Annotated in this window: 20 protein-coding genes; 4 read left to right on the plus strand and 16 right to left on the minus strand. The window is 44.2% G+C overall.

What is annotated here, in order from left to right; all coding sequences use genetic code 11:
- Window position 1: 1 nt before the first annotated feature.
- Entirely contained in the window at window positions 2–661 is a 660-nt protein-coding gene (locus tag PSV17_RS13030; protein ID WP_300483362.1) for a PAS domain-containing protein, read from the plus strand.
- A 184-nt stretch (window positions 662–845) separates the two neighbouring features.
- Here PSV17_RS13030 and bioD read toward each other — a convergent pair whose 3' ends face one another.
- The 5 genes from bioD to bioB all read right to left on the minus strand — a co-directional run bounded on the left by bioD (window position 846) and on the right by bioB (window position 5,472).
- The gene (bioD, locus tag PSV17_RS13035; RefSeq protein WP_300483364.1) at window positions 846–1,490 is read right to left on the minus strand and encodes a dethiobiotin synthase; all 645 of its coding nucleotides are present in this window, start codon (window positions 1,488–1,490) and stop codon (window positions 846–848) included.
- A gap of 68 nt (window positions 1,491–1,558) precedes the next feature.
- Window positions 1,559–2,470: a malonyl-ACP O-methyltransferase BioC gene (gene bioC / locus PSV17_RS13040; protein ID WP_300483366.1), complete on the minus strand. Its 912-nt coding sequence runs from the start codon at window positions 2,468–2,470 to the stop codon at window positions 1,559–1,561.
- Between the two features lies 1 nt (window position 2,471).
- A complete protein-coding gene (gene bioH / locus PSV17_RS13045) occupies window positions 2,472–3,278 on the minus strand; it encodes a pimeloyl-ACP methyl ester esterase BioH (protein WP_300483368.1) in 807 nt (268 codons plus the stop codon).
- Window positions 3,275–4,432, minus strand: coding sequence for an 8-amino-7-oxononanoate synthase (gene bioF / locus PSV17_RS13050; protein ID WP_300483370.1), 1,158 nt, complete (start codon window positions 4,430–4,432; stop codon window positions 3,275–3,277). Before bioF ends, bioH begins: the two co-directional genes overlap by 4 nt.
- Before the next feature lie 14 nt (window positions 4,433–4,446).
- A complete protein-coding gene (gene bioB, locus PSV17_RS13055) occupies window positions 4,447–5,472 on the minus strand; it encodes a biotin synthase BioB (protein ID WP_300483371.1) in 1,026 nt (341 codons plus the stop codon).
- 70 nt (window positions 5,473–5,542) lie between these two features.
- On the opposite strand from bioB, the gene PSV17_RS13060 reads away from it, so the two are divergent.
- Window positions 5,543–6,265 carry a ComF family protein gene (locus PSV17_RS13060; RefSeq protein ID WP_300483374.1) on the plus strand — a complete coding sequence of 241 codons (723 nt, stop codon included), beginning with the start codon at window positions 5,543–5,545 and terminating at the stop codon, window positions 6,263–6,265.
- Between the two features lie 14 nt (window positions 6,266–6,279).
- On the opposite strand, the gene galK is transcribed toward PSV17_RS13060, so the two are convergent.
- Genes galK through PSV17_RS13080 form a run of 4 tightly spaced genes read right to left on the minus strand, consistent with a single transcriptional unit; the run spans window position 6,280 to window position 14,472 of the window.
- Window positions 6,280–7,398, minus strand: a complete 1,119-nt coding sequence (galK, locus tag PSV17_RS13065; protein ID WP_300483376.1) for a galactokinase — start codon at window positions 7,396–7,398, stop codon at window positions 6,280–6,282.
- A 31-nt stretch (window positions 7,399–7,429) separates the two neighbouring features.
- The gene (galT, locus tag PSV17_RS13070; protein WP_300483378.1) at window positions 7,430–8,515 is read right to left on the minus strand and encodes a galactose-1-phosphate uridylyltransferase; all 1,086 of its coding nucleotides are present in this window, start codon (window positions 8,513–8,515) and stop codon (window positions 7,430–7,432) included.
- A 33-nt stretch (window positions 8,516–8,548) separates the two neighbouring features.
- Window positions 8,549–10,366, minus strand: a complete 1,818-nt coding sequence (locus tag PSV17_RS13075; RefSeq protein WP_300483379.1) for a glycoside hydrolase family 2 TIM barrel-domain containing protein — start codon at window positions 10,364–10,366, stop codon at window positions 8,549–8,551.
- 32 nt (window positions 10,367–10,398) lie between these two features.
- Window positions 10,399–14,472: an NAD(P)-binding protein gene (locus tag PSV17_RS13080; protein ID WP_300483380.1), complete on the minus strand. Its 4,074-nt coding sequence runs from the start codon at window positions 14,470–14,472 to the stop codon at window positions 10,399–10,401.
- 322 nt (window positions 14,473–14,794) lie between these two features.
- Here PSV17_RS13080 and PSV17_RS13085 point away from each other — a divergent pair, with 322 nt between their 5' ends.
- Window positions 14,795–15,865, plus strand: a complete 1,071-nt coding sequence (locus PSV17_RS13085; RefSeq protein WP_300483382.1) for an aldose epimerase family protein — start codon at window positions 14,795–14,797, stop codon at window positions 15,863–15,865.
- A 244-nt stretch (window positions 15,866–16,109) separates the two neighbouring features.
- A complete protein-coding gene (locus tag PSV17_RS13090; RefSeq protein ID WP_300483384.1) occupies window positions 16,110–18,518 on the plus strand; it encodes a catalase in 2,409 nt (802 codons plus the stop codon).
- A gap of 107 nt (window positions 18,519–18,625) precedes the next feature.
- Here PSV17_RS13090 and PSV17_RS13095 read toward each other — a convergent pair whose 3' ends face one another.
- The 7 genes from PSV17_RS13095 to PSV17_RS13125 all read right to left on the minus strand — a co-directional run bounded on the left by PSV17_RS13095 (window position 18,626) and on the right by PSV17_RS13125 (window position 22,558).
- Window positions 18,626–19,090 (minus strand): tRNA (cytidine(34)-2'-O)-methyltransferase, encoded by a 465-nt coding sequence (locus tag PSV17_RS13095; protein ID WP_300483385.1) that lies wholly within the window; start codon window positions 19,088–19,090, stop codon window positions 18,626–18,628.
- A gap of 158 nt (window positions 19,091–19,248) precedes the next feature.
- Window positions 19,249–19,767: a metal-dependent hydrolase gene (locus PSV17_RS13100; RefSeq protein WP_300483386.1), complete on the minus strand. Its 519-nt coding sequence runs from the start codon at window positions 19,765–19,767 to the stop codon at window positions 19,249–19,251.
- Entirely contained in the window at window positions 19,767–20,759 is a 993-nt protein-coding gene (locus PSV17_RS13105; RefSeq protein ID WP_300483388.1) for an NAD(P)H-dependent glycerol-3-phosphate dehydrogenase, read from the minus strand. Before PSV17_RS13105 ends, PSV17_RS13100 begins: the two co-directional genes overlap by 1 nt.
- A complete protein-coding gene (locus PSV17_RS13110) occupies window positions 20,760–21,218 on the minus strand; it encodes an SH3 domain-containing protein (RefSeq protein ID WP_300483390.1) in 459 nt (152 codons plus the stop codon).
- Between the two features lie 32 nt (window positions 21,219–21,250).
- A complete protein-coding gene (gene secB / locus PSV17_RS13115; RefSeq protein WP_300483392.1) occupies window positions 21,251–21,730 on the minus strand; it encodes a protein-export chaperone SecB in 480 nt (159 codons plus the stop codon).
- Between the two features lie 76 nt (window positions 21,731–21,806).
- The gene (gene grxC, locus PSV17_RS13120) at window positions 21,807–22,064 is read right to left on the minus strand and encodes a glutaredoxin 3 (RefSeq protein WP_300483393.1); all 258 of its coding nucleotides are present in this window, start codon (window positions 22,062–22,064) and stop codon (window positions 21,807–21,809) included.
- Window positions 22,064–22,558, minus strand: a complete 495-nt coding sequence (locus PSV17_RS13125) for a rhodanese-like domain-containing protein (protein WP_300483395.1) — start codon at window positions 22,556–22,558, stop codon at window positions 22,064–22,066. Before PSV17_RS13125 ends, grxC begins: the two co-directional genes overlap by 1 nt.
- Window positions 22,559–22,635 lie beyond the last annotated feature (77 nt).

Below are 22,635 nucleotides of genomic sequence, written 5' to 3' on the forward strand. Positions count from 1 at the left end.
CATGCATAAATCCCTATTTGGTGTGGTCGTTAAGAAAATTCGTTTAGAGCATGGTCTTACTCAAGAGTCACTGGCCTCAAAATCTGGCTTGGAGCGCACTTTTATTTCCATGTTAGAGCGTGGCATTAAACAACCTAGCCTTAAGACGATTAGCAGTCTTGCTCACGCAGTTGGCATGAAGAGTTATGAGTTGTTACATATGGCCGAACATGCGATTCATCAGGCGTATAGCGAATTGACCCCACTTTCAGATGTGGCAGAAGATCAGCGTCTATTTGATGCCTTGGAGTTGGAGCGTGAGAAGACGCGAATAGACCAGATTATGAACTCCATGCCGATTATCTTTTTTGCTAGAACGCCAATGCCAGAATACGCGGCAACCTTTGTCAGCAAAAATATCAATCAATTATTTGGCTATGACAGAGATAACTTCATGGCTCATAGTGGTTTTTGGCATGCACACATCCATGAAAACGACTTAGCCCAAGTCGTTGAACGCTTAAAAACTTTAGATGTAGATAAAACTTTAAACCATGAGTATCGGTTTTTAACAGAAAGTGGGAATTGGCTTTTAGTCCGGGAGGAGTTGAAACTAATCGCCAATGAATCTGGTGCACCTAAAGAGGTGATTGGATCAATCGTCGGCGTTTCCATGTGTTAGGTTTAACTATTTGATTGTAGATACTCCATACATTTAATTTAAGAACAGCCACAAGGAAAGCGCACGTAAGGTTCAATAAATAAAGGTATTACGCTACAAAATCTGGGCTATACAATCCAGTCTTGATTCGTACTGAAATGTCAGAAAAATTATCGAAGGATTTTTAAGCTTTTTAGATGCGCTTTTAAAACTGAAATTGCGCGCTGTCGTTCCACTTAACTATGCTTATACACGGCGCAGCAATGCGCTGCTGTAAGCTAACTAAGTTCTCATCAAACATGGCAAAGTTTGGTTCAATCTCGTTTGCCACCCAACCAGCCAACTTCAAACCACGCGCCTGAATAGCTTCTACCGTTAATAATGCATGATTAATGCAACCCAAACGCATACCAACCACTAGAATCATTGGAATATTGAACTGTGAAGCTAAATCCGCCAATGTTTCGGTGTTATTCAAAGGCACGCAGAAGCCGCCTGCACCTTCAACTATTACTACATCTGCTAAATCCGTTAGCTGTTCGTATGCGCTTTTAATTACCCCTAACTCTATGGTAATGCCCGCTTGTTCAGCGGCGATATGTGGCGCAATGGCGGGCGCGAAACGATAGGGATTAACTAAATCTAGGTCAGCATTAACGTTACTCTCTGAAATTAAAGCGGTGACATCTTCGTTAATCAGTTCGTTTTTTTCATTCAGCTCACAACCGGAGGCAACAGGCTTCATACCAACCGTTTTAAAACCCTGCGCCGCAAAGTACTTCACTAAGGCACTTGCCACATAGGTTTTACCTACGTTGGTATCGGTGCCAATGACAAAGTAACTTTTCATGGTGATATTATTTTTGTAGGAGCGGCTTTTAGCCGCGAAATGAGGATAAGTGTACGCACAATTCGCGGCTAAAAGCCGCTCCTACTCCTAAAGGTGATAGGTGAAACGCCATCTTCAAACTTTGCTTTATCTGCACCGCGCCAAGCATGCCCGTACACAACTTCAAAGGTGGCAGGCAGTTTCCCATCTACTCGAAATTGCTCGTAGTTCGCTTCTAGGTTTTGTAAAAAGCCACGCCCTAGCAAGCCTCGCGCACGACCATCTGTCGCGTTATGCGCACCGATGCTTTTTAAGTCACGCATCACACTTTTAACGTCATCGTAAGTCAGGGTGAATCTCTCGACATCCAGCACTGGCGCACTGAACCCAGCCCGCACCATCGCGTCGCCAATGTCGTGCATATCTAGAAATCTACTCACACTGGTTGTGCCGTTTTGTCCGCTGGTGGCAACGCGAAGCTCTTTGAGCGTATCGGGGCCAAAAGTGCTGAACATGAGCAAGCTTTCTGGCTGCAACACGCGATGAAACTCTTGCAAAGCCGCATCCAAATCATTGCACCATTGAATCGCCAAATTTGACCACACCAAACCTACACTGGCACTCGCCAAAGGCAGTGATTCAATATCCGCACACAATAGATTTTGTGTAACACCACCGAGCATGCTCCTTACTTGACCAACAAAGCCATTATTTGGATTGGTACTGCGTGTTTTCTGCAGCATAGGTAACGCAAAATCTAGTGAAATCACTTGTGATTTTGCAAAGCGTTTTTGCAAAGCATGGCTAGCTAAACCTGTGCCACAACCCGCGTCTAATATGGTGTGTGGGTTTAACTTCACTAAATCTAGCCGGCTGAGCATTTCTTCACGCACTTGTTTCTGCAAGATTGCAGCTGCGTCGTAAGTATTAGCGGCACGGCCAAATGAAGCGCGTGCGCGCGCTTTATCAATATGGTAACTATCGGGCAATTTGGCTTCCATATTAAGCGCTTGTAGGTTCTAGGAATTGAACGACTGCATCCACAAACTGCTCTTGATGCGATAGAAAGGGAGCGTGCGAAGCACCAGAAATCACGCGTAAGTAACCCACTGGTAAGTTTTGCATCATCCAATGCGCGGCTTGCACTGGCGCGAGCGTATCTCTATCGCCATGAATCAATAGGGTTGGTTTTCTTAGGCGGTTAACTTCTGAACGTAAATCGCTTTCCAGCAATATGCCCAAGGCGCGTTGTAGCGTTTGTGATGTTGGTGCGGGGCGCTCTTCCAGCTTTCTACGCAATAATCTTACCGTTAACCTTGCGCTTTTATCGCCCATGCATTGCAGTGTTAAAAACTGCGTAAGCGTTTTATGGTAATCCGCATCCATACTGTCAGCAAAGCGCTCAAATACTTCTGGGGCAATGCCTGATGTCCATTTAGCTTGCGTCATGAATTCTTCTTTATTCACAAAACACGGCGTAGAGCCGACCAGGACCAATCTGCGAACGGCATCAGGCTGATCTAGCGCAATGCGCATGGCGACTTGCCCGCCCCACGACCAGCCAATCATATCTGCATTCGCTGGCAGCATTTCTGCCACTTTTTCCGCAATGATATGCAAGTGATACGGCTCAGTTGGGCGACTCAAGCCCATGCCTGGTAAATCAACAATATGTAACGTAAATAATTTACTCAAGCTTTTTATAATCGGTTGCCACACCGCGCCACTCATGCCCCAACCATGCAACAGTACTAGGTTTGGCCCAGTGCCCGTCGTTTCCATATAAATGTTAGCGGGAACAATTTTCATAGAACTTGCTCCGCTTGTTGGATTGCCGAAATAAGTTGTTTAATATCATCTAGCGAATGCGCGGCTGATAAAGAAATGCGCAACCTAGCAGTACCAACGGGCACAGTGGGTGGGCGAATGGCTGGCACTAATATGCCTAAGCTTTGTAAGTACTCACTTAACGCCAATGCCTCAAGATTATCGCCAACCACTAACGGTTGAATTGATGTTTCAGACGGCATTAACTGCCATCTTTTGCATTGCAGATTGTCTTTAAAGTAATTAATCAGGCTGTGTAAATGTGTGCGTAAGTCATCGCCCTGCTCAATCAAACTCACCGAAGCGGATAAAGTTGCAGAAAGTGCTGGCGGCGCTGGTGTTGAATATACATAACTTTTAGCAGTTTGAATCAGGTAGTCAATCACCACACTTTCACCCGCAACAAATGAGCCTGCCACACCCGCAGCTTTGCCTAATGTTGCCATCATAATGATGCGAGGAGATTTCAGTTTTAGATGATTTAGCGAGCCTTGACCATGCTCACCCAACACACCAAAGCCATGCGCATCATCAATGTATAAATAAGCATCGTACTTCTCGCAAAGCGTTAAATATTCAGCCAATGGCGCAATATCGCCATCCATACTAAATACCGCATCCACGGCAATGAGCTTATGTCGTGCGCTGCTGGCTTTAAGTAAGTTTTCAAGTGCAGCTACATCGTTATGCGCAAAGCGATTGAACTCGGCAAGCGAATAATAGCTACCATCATTCAAACAAGCGTGATTCAACTTGTCGGCAAAAATCGCATCGCCGCGCCCAACCAACGCCCCCAACGCACCGATATTTGCCATATAACCTGCGGAAAATAACAATGCGGCAGGCATATTTACAAACTTGGCTAACTGCTTTTCTAAGTCATCATGGTAACGATGGTGGCCTGTCACCAAACCAGACGCGCCGCTACCAACACCAGAATCACCAGCCGCTTTTTGCATAGCCGCAATTAGTGCTGGGTGGTTCGCTAGACCCAAATAATCATTACTACAGAATGACAGATACGGCTTACTATTCGCAACAATATGCTCAGCCTGCGGCGAGTCGAGCAAACGCCGTTGGCGCAGTAAGCCATCCGCTTTGCGTTTATCTAATGCGATTTGTAATGAAGCCAGCATGTTAGTTTGTTACCCTAGATTTTATTAATGCCTAATTTTTCGAATAATTTCTTATCAGTCGAAGCTTCAGGATTGGCTGTGGTCAGCAACTTTTCACCGTAGAAAATACTGTTTGCACCAGCTAAAAAGCACATACTTTGAATGCCCTCACTCATACTTTGGCGGCCTGCTGATAAACGCACGAAGCTGTTCGGCATAGTAATACGCGCCGCGGCAATAGTCCGCACAAACTCAAATTGATCTAACTCTTCGGTACCGTGCAATGGCGTACCTTCGACTTGTGTGAGTAAATTAATTGGCACACTTTCAGGTGGGCGTTCCATATTTGCCAATTGCGCTAACAAGCCAGCGCGTTGGTTCCGCGTTTCGCCCATGCCGATAATACCGCCGCTACATACATGAATATCTTGGCTACGCACGCGATCCAATGTGTCTAAACGGTCTTGATAAGTACGCGTGGTAATCACATCGCCGTAGAACTCTGGCGCGGTATCCAAGTTATGATTGTAATAATCCAAACCTGCTTCTTTTAACTGCTCAGCTTGACCATCTTTTAACATGCCCAAAGTCGCACAGGTTTCTAAACCCATTGCTTTAACTTCGGCAATCATTTTCAACACAGGCTCTAAATCGCGCTGCTTAGGCCCGCGCCATGCAGCACCCATGCAGAAACGGCTGGCACCATTGTCTTTAGCTTCTTGCGCCGCCGCCACAACATCTTCTAGCTTCATCAAAGGCTCATTTTCTACCTCAGTATGATAACGCGCCGCTTGTGGGCAGTAACCGCAATCCTCTGAACAGCCACCTGTTTTAATTGAAAGCAAAGTGCTCACCTGAACTGCATTCGGATTAAAATTTGCCCTATGCACAGTTTGCGCCTGATACATTAAATCACTGAAAGGCAGCTCAAATAATGCGACAATATCCGCTACACTCCAACGGTTAACTGTGTTGGTTTCAGAGGAAGAGTTAAGATTGGCTTTTAGGCCATCCGTATTAATCACGGCATGTGTATGACCTTGTTGAGAGGTTTCGAGCATGTGCAGTTCCTTTTAAAGAGGCTTAATTTATGGTGCGATTATACCTTGTCAATGAAATGGGACGCAAATATTGAACATTCGATTAAAATTTAAGCAATTTCTCCATAACGGCCTTCCCACCAAACTGTTAGATAGGTTATTTAAGCAGCGTTGTTTGTTATGCACTGCCGAGGACGGTGGAAATTTTGGCTTGTGTGTGCCTTGTTACAACGACCTGCCTTGGCACACCGCGCCACAATGCCCACAGTGCGGTTTGTCTTCCAATGGTTTAGTTTGTGGTAGTTGCTTAAACTTACCACCTGATTTTGACGCGACTCACAGTTTGTTGACCTATGACTTTCCGTTAGATGTCATGATGCAACGCTACAAATATGGCAGCATGCTTAATTTAGGACACATTTTCGGCAAGATGTTGAGCAATAAAACCAATCTAGCCGATATAGACTTAGTGATAGCCATGCCCATGCACCCTGCGCGACTTAAAGAACGCGGTTTTAATCAAGCGCTCGAAATCGCAAAAATTATCACTAAGAACAATCCTGAAAAATTAGATTACCAGTCCGTACAACGCCAAAAACTCACGCCGCCACAAGCTAGCTTGCCATTGAAAGAACGCGTCAGAAATATCAAAGGGGCATTTAAAGTGGACAAGCAGTTGAATGGCAAACGCATCGCATTGGTGGATGATGTGATGACAACTGGCGCCAGCCTTAACGAACTAGCTAAAACATTAAAACAGGCTGGTGCAATCCATATTGAGTGTTGGGTAATAGCAAGAACGTTGCAGAAGTAAGTACTTTAAGAAACTTAGTGAATTTTTGTGGCAGATTGCTCAGTTGTAATTTGTTCCGCGATTAATTCCTGCGCGGGCACAAGCCGTTTGCCATGATTTCCAGCTTCATTATATAGTTTGAGGACAGCATCGCTGACGTTGCACACGGTGCCAGTTTTGCATAAAGCAACACAAGCACCTCCAAAACCTGCTCCAGTCAATCTTGCTCCATAGACATCCTTATTTTTCTGCAAGAGCGCTACCAGCAAATCTAACTCAGGGATTGATACCTCATAATCTTGGCTTAGGCTAGTGTGCGATGCATTCATTAATTGCCCGAAATCCACAGCGCTAATACCCTTACGCGCAGCCAACACTCGGTTATTTTCTTTAATCACATGGCGCGCACGCTCGCGAAATGGTGACGGTAATTCATTCGTCAAGTTCGGATCAGTAATATCACGCAACTCTTCTACCCCAAGCTGCTGAGCAGCGACGATACATTCTGCTCGACGCTCATTGTACTTGCTAGCAGCCAAAGTTCTGCTTATACCAGAATCGATGACTAGCACTTCAGCGTCAGCTGGTAGTGGCAAAACTTCTGTTTCCAGCGTGCGCGTGTCAATAAATAACATATGCTCAACATCAGCCAAACTAGAAGCCATTTGATCCATAATGCCGCAATTTACGCCTGCATATTTGACTTCTGCGCGCTGCGCCATTTTTGCAATCATGATATCTTCAACGGGTAATTGAAGAAGAATGCGCAAGGCACGTAAAGTAGCCACTTCTAATGCGGCGCTGGAAGATAAACCTACTTCTATCGGAACGGTGGAATGAACGTAAATATCCATAAAAGGTATATCAGCGCCTATCGCTTTAACTTCGTGCAGGCAACCGTAGATATAACTGGCAAAATGTTTCTTTGGCGGAGTTTCCATTGTAAACGATACAATTTCGTCCAAAGTTGCAGCATATAATCGAAACGACTTCCGTTTGTTTGGATGCAAAAGCACACAGGTCTTTTGCGAAATAGCAGTAGGTAGCACGTATCCGCCATTGTAGTCAGTGTGTTCACCCAGCAGATTAACTCTACCCGGAGCTTCTGCCATCACTGTTGGCGCAGCTTTAAAAATTTCTTCAAATGTCTTCATTGCAGTCTCAAATAATTATCTAAATGTCAGTTCATTCTATGTCGACGATGACATTTTGAAGCTCTAAAGCTTTATCTTCTGGTAACGCATCCATGACGAATAGCCCAGCTGCTAATTCAGTGCCAGCTAGGTATTTAAGTTTATCCATGGTGCGGTATGGCGGATAAAATTCGGCATGAAGATGTGCTTCAGGATGTGATTCGCCATCGGTCGGCGCTTGATACCAGGCCATTAAATATGGAAAGGGTCGGTTCCATAGCGCATCATATTTCATGAGAACAGTCTTAAGTGCGCGAGCTAAATCAACCCGCTGCTCTTCAGTTAATGCGCTAAATGTAAGCGTTGCCTTAATTGGAGCAACCCAAACTTCATAAGGATAGCGGGCGCAAGCAGGTACAAATGCAACTGCATGTTCGCCACGATAAATAATGCGTTTGTCGTCTTGGAGCTCTCTATTAATCATGGCTTCCAAAGGTCCGCAACCATGTTCAGAAAAATATTCGCGGGCTTGCAACTGCATGCGAGCTGGCACTGGGGGAATCACTGGATAAGCATATATTTGCCCGTGCGGGTGATTAAGGGTAACGCCCATGGCGGTGCCGCGATTTTCAAAAGGAAGCACATAGCGAATTTCAGGCAACTCTCCGATTTCTTCTGTACGCGCAGCCCAGACTTCGATTAATAGCTCGATTTGCGATAGCGGCAAATTACCTAATGAGGATTGAGCATCTTGGGTAAACACCACCACTTCACATTTCCCAGTGGCTGGAATTGTGGGAATGATGATATCTGGCGGTTGATGAGAATTTAGCTCTAGTGAAGGGAAGCGATTATCAAATACGGCAATCTGCCAATTACCTTGTGGTAATTCGGTGGGATTAGCTAAATCTGTAGTTACCGCTAGGGGGTTGTATTCAGGTGGAGGCAAAAAAGTGCGATTTTGCCGAAAGCTTGCGTAAGCAACCCATTCCCCACGTAAAGGATGCCAGCGCAGATGAGGGTTCGCGCCTGACGGTTCCGCAAACGGCGAAGGCGCGACCATGTCTTCTTGCAATGGTGCTTCACTATAAAGCCATAACTGTCTGCCGTCCGGTTTAAGCAATTTAAGCGTATACATGACTACCTCTTAACATTTCGATTGTAAGAAACATCATACGGCTAAGCCTATATACATATTCGAGGCCCGAGTAATGGCAGCAATCTCTTCCAATGGTATTTTTGGAGTGCGATCCGCACATAACAAACCGTTTGCTTCTTGAAAAGTATCGGCAAATTGGGTGTAACAAAAACCACTGAATAGCGAAGCACTCGTGATAACTTCCATCAAACTTCTATATAAAGCTAAGAAATCTGTATCGTCTTTGGCTGAGGAGTAACCCCAAGTTTGACTGACGCCAGGTTGCGGACACTTGGCATAAGCAATACCGCCGAATTCTGTCAGCATAATAGGCTGCCCCTTATGTGGATAGCCGTCTAAAGTGAGGATACGCCCGCCTGGACGGCGACGATCAAACAACAGACCCATATTAGCTTCCACGCAATAACGGTTTCGCAATTGATCGGCATTCGCATCATAATCATGAATTCCGATGATGTCCGTGGCGCTACTTTCCCAACCGTCATTACCAATCACTGGTCTCGTAGAGTCTAGCGTGCGGGTTAAGTGATAAAGCGCTTCTACGGCATGGCGATGTTCGCGAATGGAGGTGAGTTCTGGCACTCCCCATGATTCATTAAACGGTACCCATACAATAATGCAAGGGTGGCTGTAATCTCGTTCTATTACTTCGCCCCACTCTCTTACCGTGCGCGTGATAGCAGTGCGGGTGAATCGATAAGCCGAAGGCATTTCTTCCCACACTAGCAGGCCAAGCTTATCTGCCCAGTATAAGTAGCGCGGGTCTTCAATCTTTTGATGCTTGCGTACACCATTAAAGCCCATAGCTTTTGCCAACTCAACATCGCGCCTTAAAGCATCATCATTTGGAGCTGCTAACAAAGTATCGGGCCAATACCCTTGGTCTAGCACCATGCGTAACATATAGGGTCTGCCATTAAGCATGAATCGGTCACGCAATATATTGACCGAGCGAAGTGCAGTATATGAGGTAAATTGATCGAGTATTTGAGTGCCATTTCTTAAGGTGATTTCTGCATCCAGCAAGGTAGGACGCTCTGGACTCCAAAGTAACTCGTTGCGGAAGTCGTCAATACCAGGATCGGAAAGGATAATACGGCGATCGATTTGTTCATCTAAAATGCGGTAACTATCACTCGCAAGTATGCGTTCCCCATGACGTAATGTAATTTCAAGCCATAGTTCTTCGTAACAAATATTGGAAAGGGTCGCTTCAAACTGTAGAGAAAATTCCTCCATATGCGGGGTCCAACGTATCGTTTTTATATAGGTTTCTGCGACTCGCTCTAACCAAACGGTTTGCCAAATACCTGTAGTTCGCGGATACCATATGGAGTGAGGTTCAAGCTGCCAGTCTTGCTTGCCTCTGGGCTTACTCAGATCATGTGGATCATCTTCTGCCATCACTGTGACTACTTGTTTTCCACTAGCATTTAAAGCAAATGTGATATCGGCGGTAAAAGGCGTATGGCCACCTTCATGTTTTGCCACCAAAAGGCCGTTTACCCATACCGTGGCGTGATAGTCCACTGCGCCGAAATGAAGCAAAATATGGTGTTGACAGCCCCCTTTTGGCTCAGCTTTATTTTTTTTATCGTCGTTAATGGACATATCAAATTCCCGCTGATACCAACAAGCGCGATGGAAGTTTCTGTCACCAATTCCACTGGCCTGTGATTCTGGTGGAAATGGGACTTCAATATGCAATGGCCATAAAGCTATTTCATCAGGCTGTTTATAGACGCCAGCGTCATCAAATAGAAATTGCCATTGTCCGTTTAATGAAGTCCACTGCTTACGTACCAGTTGAGGGCGCGGATAAGCTGTCATTAATGTCTCCTTATATAGGAAAGGAATCTTGCTTAAATTGCAGGAGCACTTTGCTGACTTTCGCACCCCATCGCCTCTGCCGCTTTTTTACCTGCCAAAAATGCATGGTCAGAGTTGTAGTACTCCCATTCGCTATAGCGACCTGCTAAGGTAATTCCAAACCCAGCCAGCCACTGTTTAACGATAGCGACGTTGCGGGTTCGGGCATGGTCGTACACTACGTATGCGTAAGGCATATCAACCTCGTTAGCAGTAATTAATCTGTCGGTTTCGTTTAACAATCCCACATCAATGCAATCTTGGAAACAGCGCTCAATGAGCTGTTGCCCGCTGTACGGCAGTGGTTTCCAAGGGGAGTAAGATATTTCGCAGGTCAGCCCGAATCCGTCTGGTGGATTACAACCTGGACTTGCATTTCCTTGTAAGAAAATACGATGGAAAATGGAATCTTCAGGATAATAAATCCAATGTTTATCCGTAATATTTTCGCGTGCAATACCTAAGTTTACGCAGCGAATGGAGATATGCTTAAGTCCGTTAGCGGCATCGATAACAACTTGCGGTGCTTCGTCGCCTATCATGCGAATCAATTGCGGCAATGGCATGGTGCTAATAAGGTTTTCATAACGATAGCGTCTGCCATCGGCCAATTCAACCGTGCGTTGCTTAGGTGAAATGTGTTTGACATCTGCATTAAGTTCTAACGTACCTTTTATGTGCGGCAAAAACCCATCCATGATGGCTTGGAAACCACCATGCAATGGATAGCCAAATCGGGCATTTGGCCCCATAGGCTTACCAGAAGGCTCTAGGGCGCCGCTGATAATCTCTTCGATATCGGGCAAAGGCACTCGACCGCCCAACCAAGACGTTTCCATTTCAGTAAGAGGGACTGTCCATATTTTCTTGTTATATGGAATGGCAAAATGTTTGGCGATACCCTTGCCCCAAACTTTGTAAATGAAATCCTCAAAATTTTCAGGAGTACTTGTGAGGTTGGATGTAGGATTGGTTATAGGGTTGGATGAAGAATTTGCGGACTTATCTCCCATCAGGTTTTTGCCAGACACAGAAGCTGGAACATCTACTGTTCCATCTGCACAGCAATCACTTATTTCTTTTTGGTTAACGGCCATATTGCATGACTTATCTTTCATTGAGGGCTGTTCTTTCACCGCGCCATAACGGGCTTCTACAGCGCCAACGATACATTCTTTAATGACCTCAGGCGGCAAGCCGTATAAGGCACCTTGAAATGGATAACGCGTATGCACACCTTTGCTGTATACCCACGCCTCTCTATTCTGCCAATGGATATTATCTCCAAGTAAGGTTTTATACAGCTGCAATACATATTCATCATTGGAAAACATAATATGACCTGCATAATCGAAGGTGAATCCTTTATCCTCGATTGAGCGGCACCAGCCTCCGACATGGGAGTTTTTATCCAGCAATACGGTATCTTTACCCAAATGGTAAGCTGCGCTTAAGCCAGTGGGGCCAGCCCCGATGATGACATTACACACATGCTGAGCAGGAGCTGAAATATGCACTAAGTTTGCGCTAGATTTATTTCTATCATCGCCCCCCAATATCGATTCGGGTAAACCTTGCGAAGTTACAACATCGTTATATTGTCGCGTATTAATTTGAGCTGTTTGATTGTCAGCTATTAGCGGCTCATCTGGGTAAATTTCATCTGGGCATATAAGCTTCTGAAGCATTTCATGCATAGATAATGCAGCACTTTCCCATGACGTTTGGGCAACTATACCTCGCATATTTTCAATGCGTTGCTGTTTTGCATACTCCGTTTCCGCCAAAAGTTTTTCACAGGCTAGAACAAAATCTTGATGAGTTTCGGCTATAGCTACTGCGCTACCGTAAAGATCAATCACATCTTTAATGGGAGTACTGACTATTGGTAATTCAGCTGCCATGTATTCTAAGGTCTTGGTCGGACTAATAAAACGTGTGGATTCATTCAATGCAAACGGCAGCAAACAAACGTCCCATCCAGCTAGAAACTGGGGTAAGGCTTGGTAGGGTTGCTGGTCAATGTAATGAATATTGGCTTGCCTGGGCAATATTGAAGGATTGATTTTAACGATTGGACCAACCAGTACAATTTGCCACTCAGGATGCGCTTTTGCCACATAAGCAATTAGATCGGCGTCAAACCGTTCATCTATAACGCCATAGAAGCCTAATTTCGGTCCAGAAATGGCATGCTGAGCGGGATGTCCATTATTGCGGTCTAATGCCTGCTGAAAATGGATAACATCGACACTGCTTGGGAAACAATGAACGTTATTGTGGCGTTCTTTTTTAGCGTTATATAAGCTAGGGCCGCCAGTAAATACAATATCCGCAATGCCTAATAATGCATTTTCACGCTGCAATAGTTGCTTGGGCGGATTTGCAAATGCTGAGAGCTCATCCATACAATCATAAATCACTACACTGGGGTTCATGCCTTGAAGTAAGGGTAAGGCCATTGGGGTGTAAAACCAAACAACATAATCTTCAAAATCCTCCACCAGCTCAGCGATAAGCGTTTTCATGTAGGGTAAATAGTCATCATGAAAACCATGCGCTTGCACGGGCACATGCGGAGTACACACAGTGACATTCGGCACTGGAGTTGAGGTAGAGAAGAAACAATCTCGATTATCGAATACTGGTTCCTCGATAAAAATTACCTGGTAGTGTTCTGCAAGACGAGAAAGTAGATGTTGTGGGCGTTGAAATACAAAATTCCAGCGCAGGTGCGAGAACACAAAGATGGTAGACATTTTATTCCCTTTCGAGGATGAAGCGCCTGTATACATAGGTATAGACATGGCTTGATTGACAAGTAAATTTGAAAAATGCTTTGTTAGACGTTGCGCGTTATGAATCGCTTGAATATAAGGGGCACAAGGGATGCGCTTAAAGTCTGATGTAGCTAAATCAGATCTAGTTAAATCAGAAGATTCCGATTCAGCGTCACTAGACAAATCTTTCGATGATGGTTCAATATCCCAAACTCCGCTATGGTGCCAATGGTGTTCATTTTCCCAGTCTGGACGGTCTAAAGCAGGATAAAGGCAGATTCCGTCAATATTCACCCCATGTTGTTTGGCAAGAATGGTCTCTTGAGCGATTTCGCGTATCCATGCCCCTCTTCCACTTCCTACGTGGCTGGTTTCAGCAATGATTAAGGGACGTTGATAGCGCTGGTAGACTTCCATCAGCATTTGATGGAATGGGATACGACGTGTGTCACCGAGATGCCACGGAAATTGAGCTTCTACGCCCCACTGATTATTATGGTAGTAATTAATACCCACAATATCTAGGTATTGCGGAGCGCCGCCCAACTCTGGTTCCAATTTGCCGCATATCATGTCCCAAGCTTCATACTGCGATAGGTTATAAGAAGTTGCGGTGCCTTCCATTACCGGCCAACCCTGCGGAGCGCCGACCCTAATCAGCGGATCGCACTGCAATATGCGGGCTTTAGGCTGCAATTTCCAAATTTCATCACAGCCACGAATGGTCGCTCGCACTAATTGACGCTTTAATCTTGCCCCACCATCATTTTCGGCATGAATACAAGCGAATTTGTTGGCAGCTGCAGCCCAGCTGGCAAATGAAATTTCGTTAATGGGTGAATATATGGGGATCTCACCAATGTAGTCGCTCAAAAAAGTCACTGCGTGACGACAATATTGAGCGAAGCGTTCTATAAACTGTGGGGAGTAAACATCAATATCCAAAGGCCAGCCATAATGGCAGAATGTCCAGTTGATTTGTATGCCCAATTCTTTAGCCGCCTTAGCGCGCAATAAGATTGAAGAGAAATCAAAGTGTCCATTTTTCTCTACCAATCGCCAACCAATACTTTCGCGCACGGTGCGAATACCTAACTCGCTGAGTAGTAAGTAATCGTCATAGGCGCGGCTGGCATGGCGATTAGCTTCATTCATTGCCAGTGAGATACCAGCTCCATTTATATGGTCTGCACCTTCATAGCCAGCCATCCAAAATGAGGCAAACGTATTGGCAGATTGAGCGTCTACCTTCGAATTGGCAATATTATTATGTTCAGTTAGAGACATAGCCACTTTATGGAATTAAGTTAAATTTCGTTACGTTGCTCCTGGCAGATATGTCGTGTTACATAAGAAATTATTAGCTCTCATTAAACACAATGGCGACTGACTGCATATCATCGGGCACGAATGATACAGTCAGCTTATGAGAGCAAGCTTTTATGATGTATAGGAATAATGCTGATAAAGTTGTAGGAAAAACCTCGCAGGATATGCGTCAAACTTACCGAGGCGCTATCAACAGCCGATTTGCCTAGTCCTTACAAATTAAAATAAACTTAAATGCCATTCAATAATCAGAAGTTATCTATTAGCGTAGAGACCAATTATGCCTATCAGAAAAGAGCCATTTGGAGCCACTAAAGAAGGAAAAACTGTAGAGCGCTATCAACTTATTAACCGTGATGGTCTGCGGGTGTGCATTTTAACTTACGGCGGAATTGTCCAAACATTGGAAGTAGCCGATAGATACGGCAAGGTGGATGACGTTGTGCTTGGTTTTGATACCTTACAACCCTATCTCAATGAGCATCCTTATTTTGGCGCCTTAATAGGACGATATGCAAACCGCATTGCTAACGGTAGATTTAGTCTGGCGGGAAATGAATACAAATTGGCTACCAATAACGGCTGCAATCATCTGCATGGCGGAATGCAAGGCTTCGATAAAAAAGTATGGCATGCACGCATCGAAGAAACGACGAACGCAGCCCGCCTTGTGCTTAGTTACATTAGCCGTGATGGGGAAGAAGGATATCCTGGGACACTATCTGTTGAAGTTGCCTATACGTGGAGCGATAGTCAAGAACTTCACATCGATTACACTGCTAGCACTGATGCACCAACCATACTCAATCTAACTAACCATAGCTATTTCAACCTGTCTGGTATGGAACGACAGTCTGATGTCCTTGCACATCGGATTAAACTCTGTGCCGCACGATACTTACCTATAAATTCTAATTTAATACCCTTAGGCGAGCAGGCGAAAGTTGATGGCACTTGCATGGATTTTCGACAGCAAGCCAGTATTGGTGAAAAATTAGATAACACAAATGAACAAATTCGCAGTGCCAATGGCGGATATGATCATGCTTGGATAATCGATGAAAATAAAGGCGGTTTAACACTCGCAGCATTAGTTGAAGAACCCATTAGCGGGCGAAGAATGAGGGTCTATACCACTCAGCCCGCCATACAGTTTTACACTGGCAACTTCTTAGATGGCAGTGTTTTAGGCAAGAAAAATATGCCCTATGATAAATACGCTGGCTTCTGTTTGGAAACACAGCACTATCCTGACGCACCTAACCATCTGGAGTTTCCAAGCACGGAGTTGAAGCCAGGTTCAGTTTACCGACAGACCACTTCTTACCAGTTTGATAGCGAACCCGTCTAAACAGCAGGGCCTGTTTTTCAAAAGACTTAGCTTTTGGTAAAGACTAAGTAAATGTAAAAGAACGTGTATACGCCGCACGTTACTTCCCTGTTAAGTTATTTCCTACATTCGATTCAGGGCTTGCCCTACATCAAACCCAACTTCGCCTTCTTAAAATAGCTAGAATTAGCTTCGTTTCGACAAAGCTACGTCACTACTATGTGTTTTTTTCAAATTCACTTATTAAACTATCAGGAGCATGTAAATGGCAAAACTCACTAATAAAATCGGCTTAGGTTCTGTTTTAAGTACCGTTTCTGGGCCATCTACGCCTGACATGTCATCACTGAGTCGAAATGACGGGGTAGCCGCAGAATTAGTCGATAAATTAGCCTACTCTGCTGATTTAGCATCAAAAACACAATTCAACGCAACCAAAGAAAAGGAATATGGTGAGGCTTCGCGTTGCCCATTTACAGGCATAACACAAACTTCGGATTCAAATTCTGCTACCGCAAGTACCGTAACAGAGTTTAATGGCTCAGAAAAAACTGGTTCAGGCATTCCACCAGAAGGCGAAAATTTTGCAGGCGGTGACTTGGATCGAGTGCGTGTGGATTCAAAAGAGCAAGAACTCACCACTAATCAAGGCGTATCAATTGCAGACAACCAAAGTTCGTTAAAAATTGGACTGCGCGGCCCTACCGCACTGGAAGATTTTATTCTGCGTGAAAAAATCACGCATTTTGACCATGAACGCATACCCGAACGGGTTGTACATGCACGAGGTTCTGCGGCGCATGGCTATTTTGAAAACTATATAGCATTAGACAAGTTTACCAAGGCCGCTCCCTTTGCTGAAGCTGGAAAACGCACGCCCGTTTTTGTACGATTTTCCACAGTAGCTGGGGAACGCGGTTCTGCCGACACAGTACGTGATGTACGTGGTTTTGCAGTGAAATTTTATACCGATGCTGGTAACTGGGATTTGGTAGGAAATAATATTCCAGTATTTTTCATTCAAGATGCCATGAAGTTTCCAGATTTGGTTCACGCAGTAAAGCCTGAACCTCATAATGCAATGCCTCAAGCTTCTTCAGCACATGATACATTTTGGGACTTCATATCGCTCATGCCTGAATCCATGCATATGGTTATGTGGCAAATGTCAGATCGCGCCATACCTCGCAGTTACCGCATGATGCAAGGCTTTGGCGTTCATACATTCAGACTAGTGAATGACGCGAACGAATCTGTTTTCTGTAAATTTCATTGGACGCCTTTAGCTGGCACACATTCTTTGATATGGGATGAAGCGGTAAAAATTAGTGGCGCCGACCCTGACTTCCATCGTCGTGATCTTTGGGAAGCGATCGAATCTGGAGCTTATCCAGAGTGGGAATTGGGTTTACAAATATTTAGTGAAGAACAGGCAGAAAGTTTTGATTTCGATGTTCTTGATTCAACAAAATTAATCCCTGTTGAACTTGTGCCGATAATGCCAGTAGGTAAACTGGTGCTGAATCGTAATCCAGATAATTTTTTCGCAGAAACCGAACAAGTTGCTTTCTGTACCGCACATATTATTCCAGGCATAGATTTTACAAACGATCCCTTGTTACAAGGCCGTATACATTCTTATTTAGACACACAAATCACGCGACTTGGTGGCGTTAATTTTCATGAAATTCCAATCAATGCCCCACTAAAAGAAGTGCATAATAACCAACGCGATGGCCTTCATCGGCAAGCTATACCGCGTGGCCGGGTGGCTTATGAACCAAACTCACTGGCAGGCGGCTGCCCTTTTCAAGCTGGGTTAAATGGATTTAGCTCTTTTCCAGAAGTTGTGTCATCGCAAGCCAACACTGAGGATAAGGTACGTGGAAAAGCAGAAAAATTTGCCGACCATTACTCTCAAGCACGCTTATTTTGGAATAGCCAATCGCTAGCTGAAAAAAATCACATCATGGGTGCTTTTCGGTTTGAATTAACACGTGTACAAACTACAGCCATTCGTGAGCGCATGGTATCTCTATTGCTGAATGTTGATGAGGTATTGGCTCAAACTGTAGCGGACGACTTGGGTCTAGATCTGCCCGAGGCAGCCCCGCTGGCCAGTGACAGAGTATTTCCAGATTTACAACCAAGCCTAGCCTTATCTGAAATGCATTATCCTGGAGGTGGCTCTATCAAAACCAAACGGGTCGCTATTCTTGTTGCAGATGGCATTGAAGCTGACAACGTGATGAGTATTTATGAATCAATCCTTTTAGAAGGCGGCGTACCTCGTTTAGTTGGAGTTCGTTTAGGTAAAGTGTTCAGTGCAGATGGAGAGGAATTGGATGTAGAAGCCACAATGGAGACTACTCCATCAGTTCTTTATGATGGCATGATAATTCCTAGTGGCGTTGATTCAATGGCGATTTTGGGATTATCAGCCCGCACAGTTGAATTTCTCCGTGACCAGTATCGCCATTGCAAACCCATCTTACTATTGGGAGATGCCCACATCTTACTAGAAAAGGCTGATATCAACTTAACCTTACCGAATGGTGAAGTAGATACATCACTGATTGTTACCAATGACTGGGATGCCGGAATCATGAAATTTATTACGGCCTTAGGTCAACCACGTGATTTTACACGGGAGACTGATCCTCCTATGGTTTAACAACTTCAACTATAGAGAAAATCAACATCTAGTAAAACAAAGCTGTTCATCGTAACTTAGATGAACAGCTTTAATTTTTTGTTAGTTGAGTTTGTGATTAATAAACCTTATAAACCGCCTACAAATCCCTGTTGCGCCCAAGCTTCATAACTCACTATAGCCACGGTATTTGAAAGGTTTAAACTACGATTAGCTGGCATCATTGGTACTCGCAATTGGTTTTCAAAAGGCAAGCTCGCATGAATGGAGGCTGTTAATCCTGCCGTTTCGGAGCCAAACAGCAAAACGTCACCCGCGATGTATTTCACAGAATTGTAAGCTTTTGTACCTTTTGTGGTAAAAGCAAATATTCGATTACCCGCCATGGCAGTGATAAAAGCTTCGTAATTCGGATAGGTATGTACATTCGCTAAATCGAAATAATCTAAACCTGAGCGCTTAAGATTTTTATCCGTTAAATCAAAACCAAGAGGTTCTATCAGATGTAAATGACAGCCATTATTAGCAACCAGCCTAATAATATTGCCAGTATTTTGTGGGATTTTTGGTTCAAAAAGTGCAATATTAAACATAATTTATTTTTGTAATTTCCAGAAAACCGATGCGTTAAATAATCACCGGAGCGTTAAGCGATCTATGTTTGCTGCAACATTATTGTATGAAGCTTCAGGACAGACTGGCTTTCAGTTCGGGGGGAGTATGTCAAAGTGAAGGAGCGCTTAAGCCACCCTTATTTGCGCCGTATACCACGCAAGGTAAATAATAAAATTATAGATGGCAACCATACCCATAAGAATTCTGATTTCATGACCGTTAATCCACGCTCGGTAAAGAAGTGACTTACACCTATTGGCGAAACAGCAATTGGCCGAAAATCAAAGAATACGCTCTCATTAGAATAAGGCCAGTAAAGTGCCACGCCTAAGCCACCATTGGTGAACATATCTAATAAGGGGTGTGACACTGTGGCCAGAAAGACCATTAAACCAACTAGCCATGCTTTACTTTTAAGCTTACGGTTAAAGCACATCGCCACAGCAGCAACAAACAGGGCAAAGGCAATTGAGTGTGTAAAACCTCTATGCCCCCATTGTGATGAATACGGAATGCCGAATTTAAAAGCTAGCGTATCCAAGTCTGGCACTATTGCGCAAAATGCCGAAAGCACTAATAAGCGGCGGCTAATAACCTTACCTAAACCTAAACTAGCTGCAATAGGAGCGACTGCGTGGGAAAAGATGGTCGGCACTAAAATGCCTCTTGTTTTTGCCCGCGTCCAAGTAAGTCGGTCACCGCATCTTTAGCACTTTTACCGTTGGAAATCGCTTGATTGACTTCATAAGTGATTGGCATATCAACACTTATAGTATTGGCGCGGCGCATCACTTCACGCGCCGTATTTACGCCTTCTGCCACATGACCTAAACCTTGCAATATATCTGCTAAAGATTTACCACTCGCAAGCTGCAAACCGACTTCGCGGTTTCTGGAGTATTGGCCTGTACAGGTTAAAATCAAATCGCCCGCGCCAGCTAGACCCATGAAAGTTTCATGACTAGCGCCTAAAGCCACGCCAAAACGCGTCATTTCAGCCAAACCGCGGGTAATCATGGCGGCGCGAGCGTTATTGCCGAATCCCATGCCGTCAGAAATACCTGCGGCAATAGCCATCACGTTTTTCACCGCTCCGCCGACGGAAACGCCAATCACGTCGGTGGTGTGATATACACGCAAGTTAGCGCCATGAATCAGCAAAGCAGCTTCATTAGCAAAGGCTTTATCATTGGCAGCAAGTGTAACGGCTGTAGGCAATCCACGTACTAACTCGGCAGCAAAACTTGGACCGGAAAGCGCACCCCACTTTTGCTCACGGCCAAGTTCCTCTAAAGCTACTTCATAGGGAAGTTTGGCGGATAATGGTTCTAAACCTTTATGCGCCCAAATAATCGGCAGCTTGCATCCAAGCGCTTTAATGTCTTGAAGGATTCCTCTGAAGCCAGCCGTTGGCACTACAGACAAAATTAAGTCTGCACCATGCAGTGCAGTGGCTAAATCATCTTCAACTTGAAGTTGATCGTTAAATTTAAAGTCACCTAAATAAAGCGGATTTGCGCGTGCTTTACGCATTCCAGAAACATGACCCGCATTTCGTGCCCAAAGAGAAACTTGATGTCGTTGGCTGATATTCATTGCCAACGCTGTTCCCCATGCGCCAGCACCTAAGACTGCAATTTTAGCCATTTATTCAAAACCCCATGTTGCAGACAGCAAAATAAAACCTGTAACACCATCGCGATGTTTTACTTTAAGCCAGCCGTTATTAAGTTTCGTATCAGCCACTTCTAGCAATACATCTTTTTCGACCGTTGCCATTAAATTAGAAGCCGCATCAGCAGACTGTCTGATTTCAGCTTTGCTTGCAGTGACCATTACCGTGCGTTTATTAGAAAGTTGCTTAGCTTCAACCCAGTTAAGCGCACCTTGCGCATCCCGCACTTTAAGCCAATCACCCAAATTAACGATCACTTCTACGGGATAATTTTGGCTTAACAACAAAACTTTTTTAGCAGCATTTGATGGCGCATCATAAAGCACCGCTTTAGAAACCGCGACTGAACGAAAATCTAGCGCTGATGCCGTTGCTGGCATGAGCGCTAGAATAGATAAAACCAACAGTAAATTTTTGCTGCTTCTAAACATAGAAAATATCATAGAGTGAAGCAGTGATTAAACTATTGTTTAGTTGCAGACAAAGCCGCTTCTGCTTGTTGCTGTTTTTGTTGCGCGAACAATGCTTCAAAATTGATTGGATTTAACAATACGGATGGGAAACCAGCACGTACCACTAAATCAGAAACTGCTTCGCGTGCATATGGGAATAAAATATTTGGACAAGTGATACCTGCAATCATCTCGATACTATCTTCTGGCACGTTGCGAATTTGGAAAATACCCGCTTGTGTGACTTCAACCAAAAATACAGTTTTATCTTCAATTTTTGAAGTAACAGTCACCTTAATTGCGACTTCGAACACGCCTTCTTCAAGCATTTGTGCAGAGTTACCAAGTTCAATGCTAACTTTTGGTTGCGTACGATCAGTAAAAATTTGTGGTGCATTAGGAATTTCTAACGATGCATCTTTCACATAGATTTTTTCGATGCTGAAGCCTGGTTGAGCTTGTTCTTGTGCTGCGATATCTTCTTGAGCCATGATTTTCTTAGTTTCTAATTAAATTAAAGGTTAAATGAATAGTTTTTGTATTTTAACAGAGTTTAGACAATAGTCTTTATATCGCCAATAGCGGATCTAATCCACCAGCCAAATCTAGCGCGCGCAAATCATCAAAACCACCGATATGGCGGTCATCAATATAAATCTGTGGCACAGTCCGACGTCCCGTTTTTTGCATCATTTCATCGCGCATTTCAGGTTGCAAATCAATGCGAATTTTACTGATGTCGGTGACACCTTTGCTAGTTAACAATCGCTCTGCATTAATGCAATAAGGACATACAGCAGTAGAATACATAGTTACTTTTGCCATTAATTTACCTCTTTTTCGACATCGTCATTAGCAGCCTTTTTGTTACTCGCAACCTTACTAACGGCTGATTTCTTTGAAACAGCTTTAGTCACAACAGGCAACTTAGCCTCAAGCCAAGCTGACAGGCCTCCCTGTAAATTATTCACCTGTGAAAATTCCGCTTTACGTAAAATGTCACAAGCTTTAGCTGAACGCATGCCTTTTTGGCAGTTAACCAACACTGTTTTATTTTGATATTTTTTAAGCTCACCAATTCTTGCTTCTAAACCAGCCAGAGGAATATTTGTTGCATCAGCAATGTGCCCACTGGCGAACTCCGCCTCATCACGCACATCCAACACAAATGCATTAGAACGGTTAATTAACGTCACCGCTTCTGCTGGACTTAAATTTGGCACGCCACCAGCGCCTTTTCTAAACGATGGCAATAACAACATAAAGCCTGAACCAATAGCCAAACCAATTAATAAGATATTACTTTTAAAAAATTCCACGTATTTCCTCTCAATTATTTACCCACATATTAACACTCAGAATATGGGGCTAATGACCGCCAAATTCAACGCCATTG

Origin of the sequence: Methylotenera sp. (genome assembly GCF_029946165.1) — a bacterium.
Lineage (GTDB): Bacteria > Pseudomonadota > Gammaproteobacteria > Burkholderiales > Methylophilaceae > Methylotenera.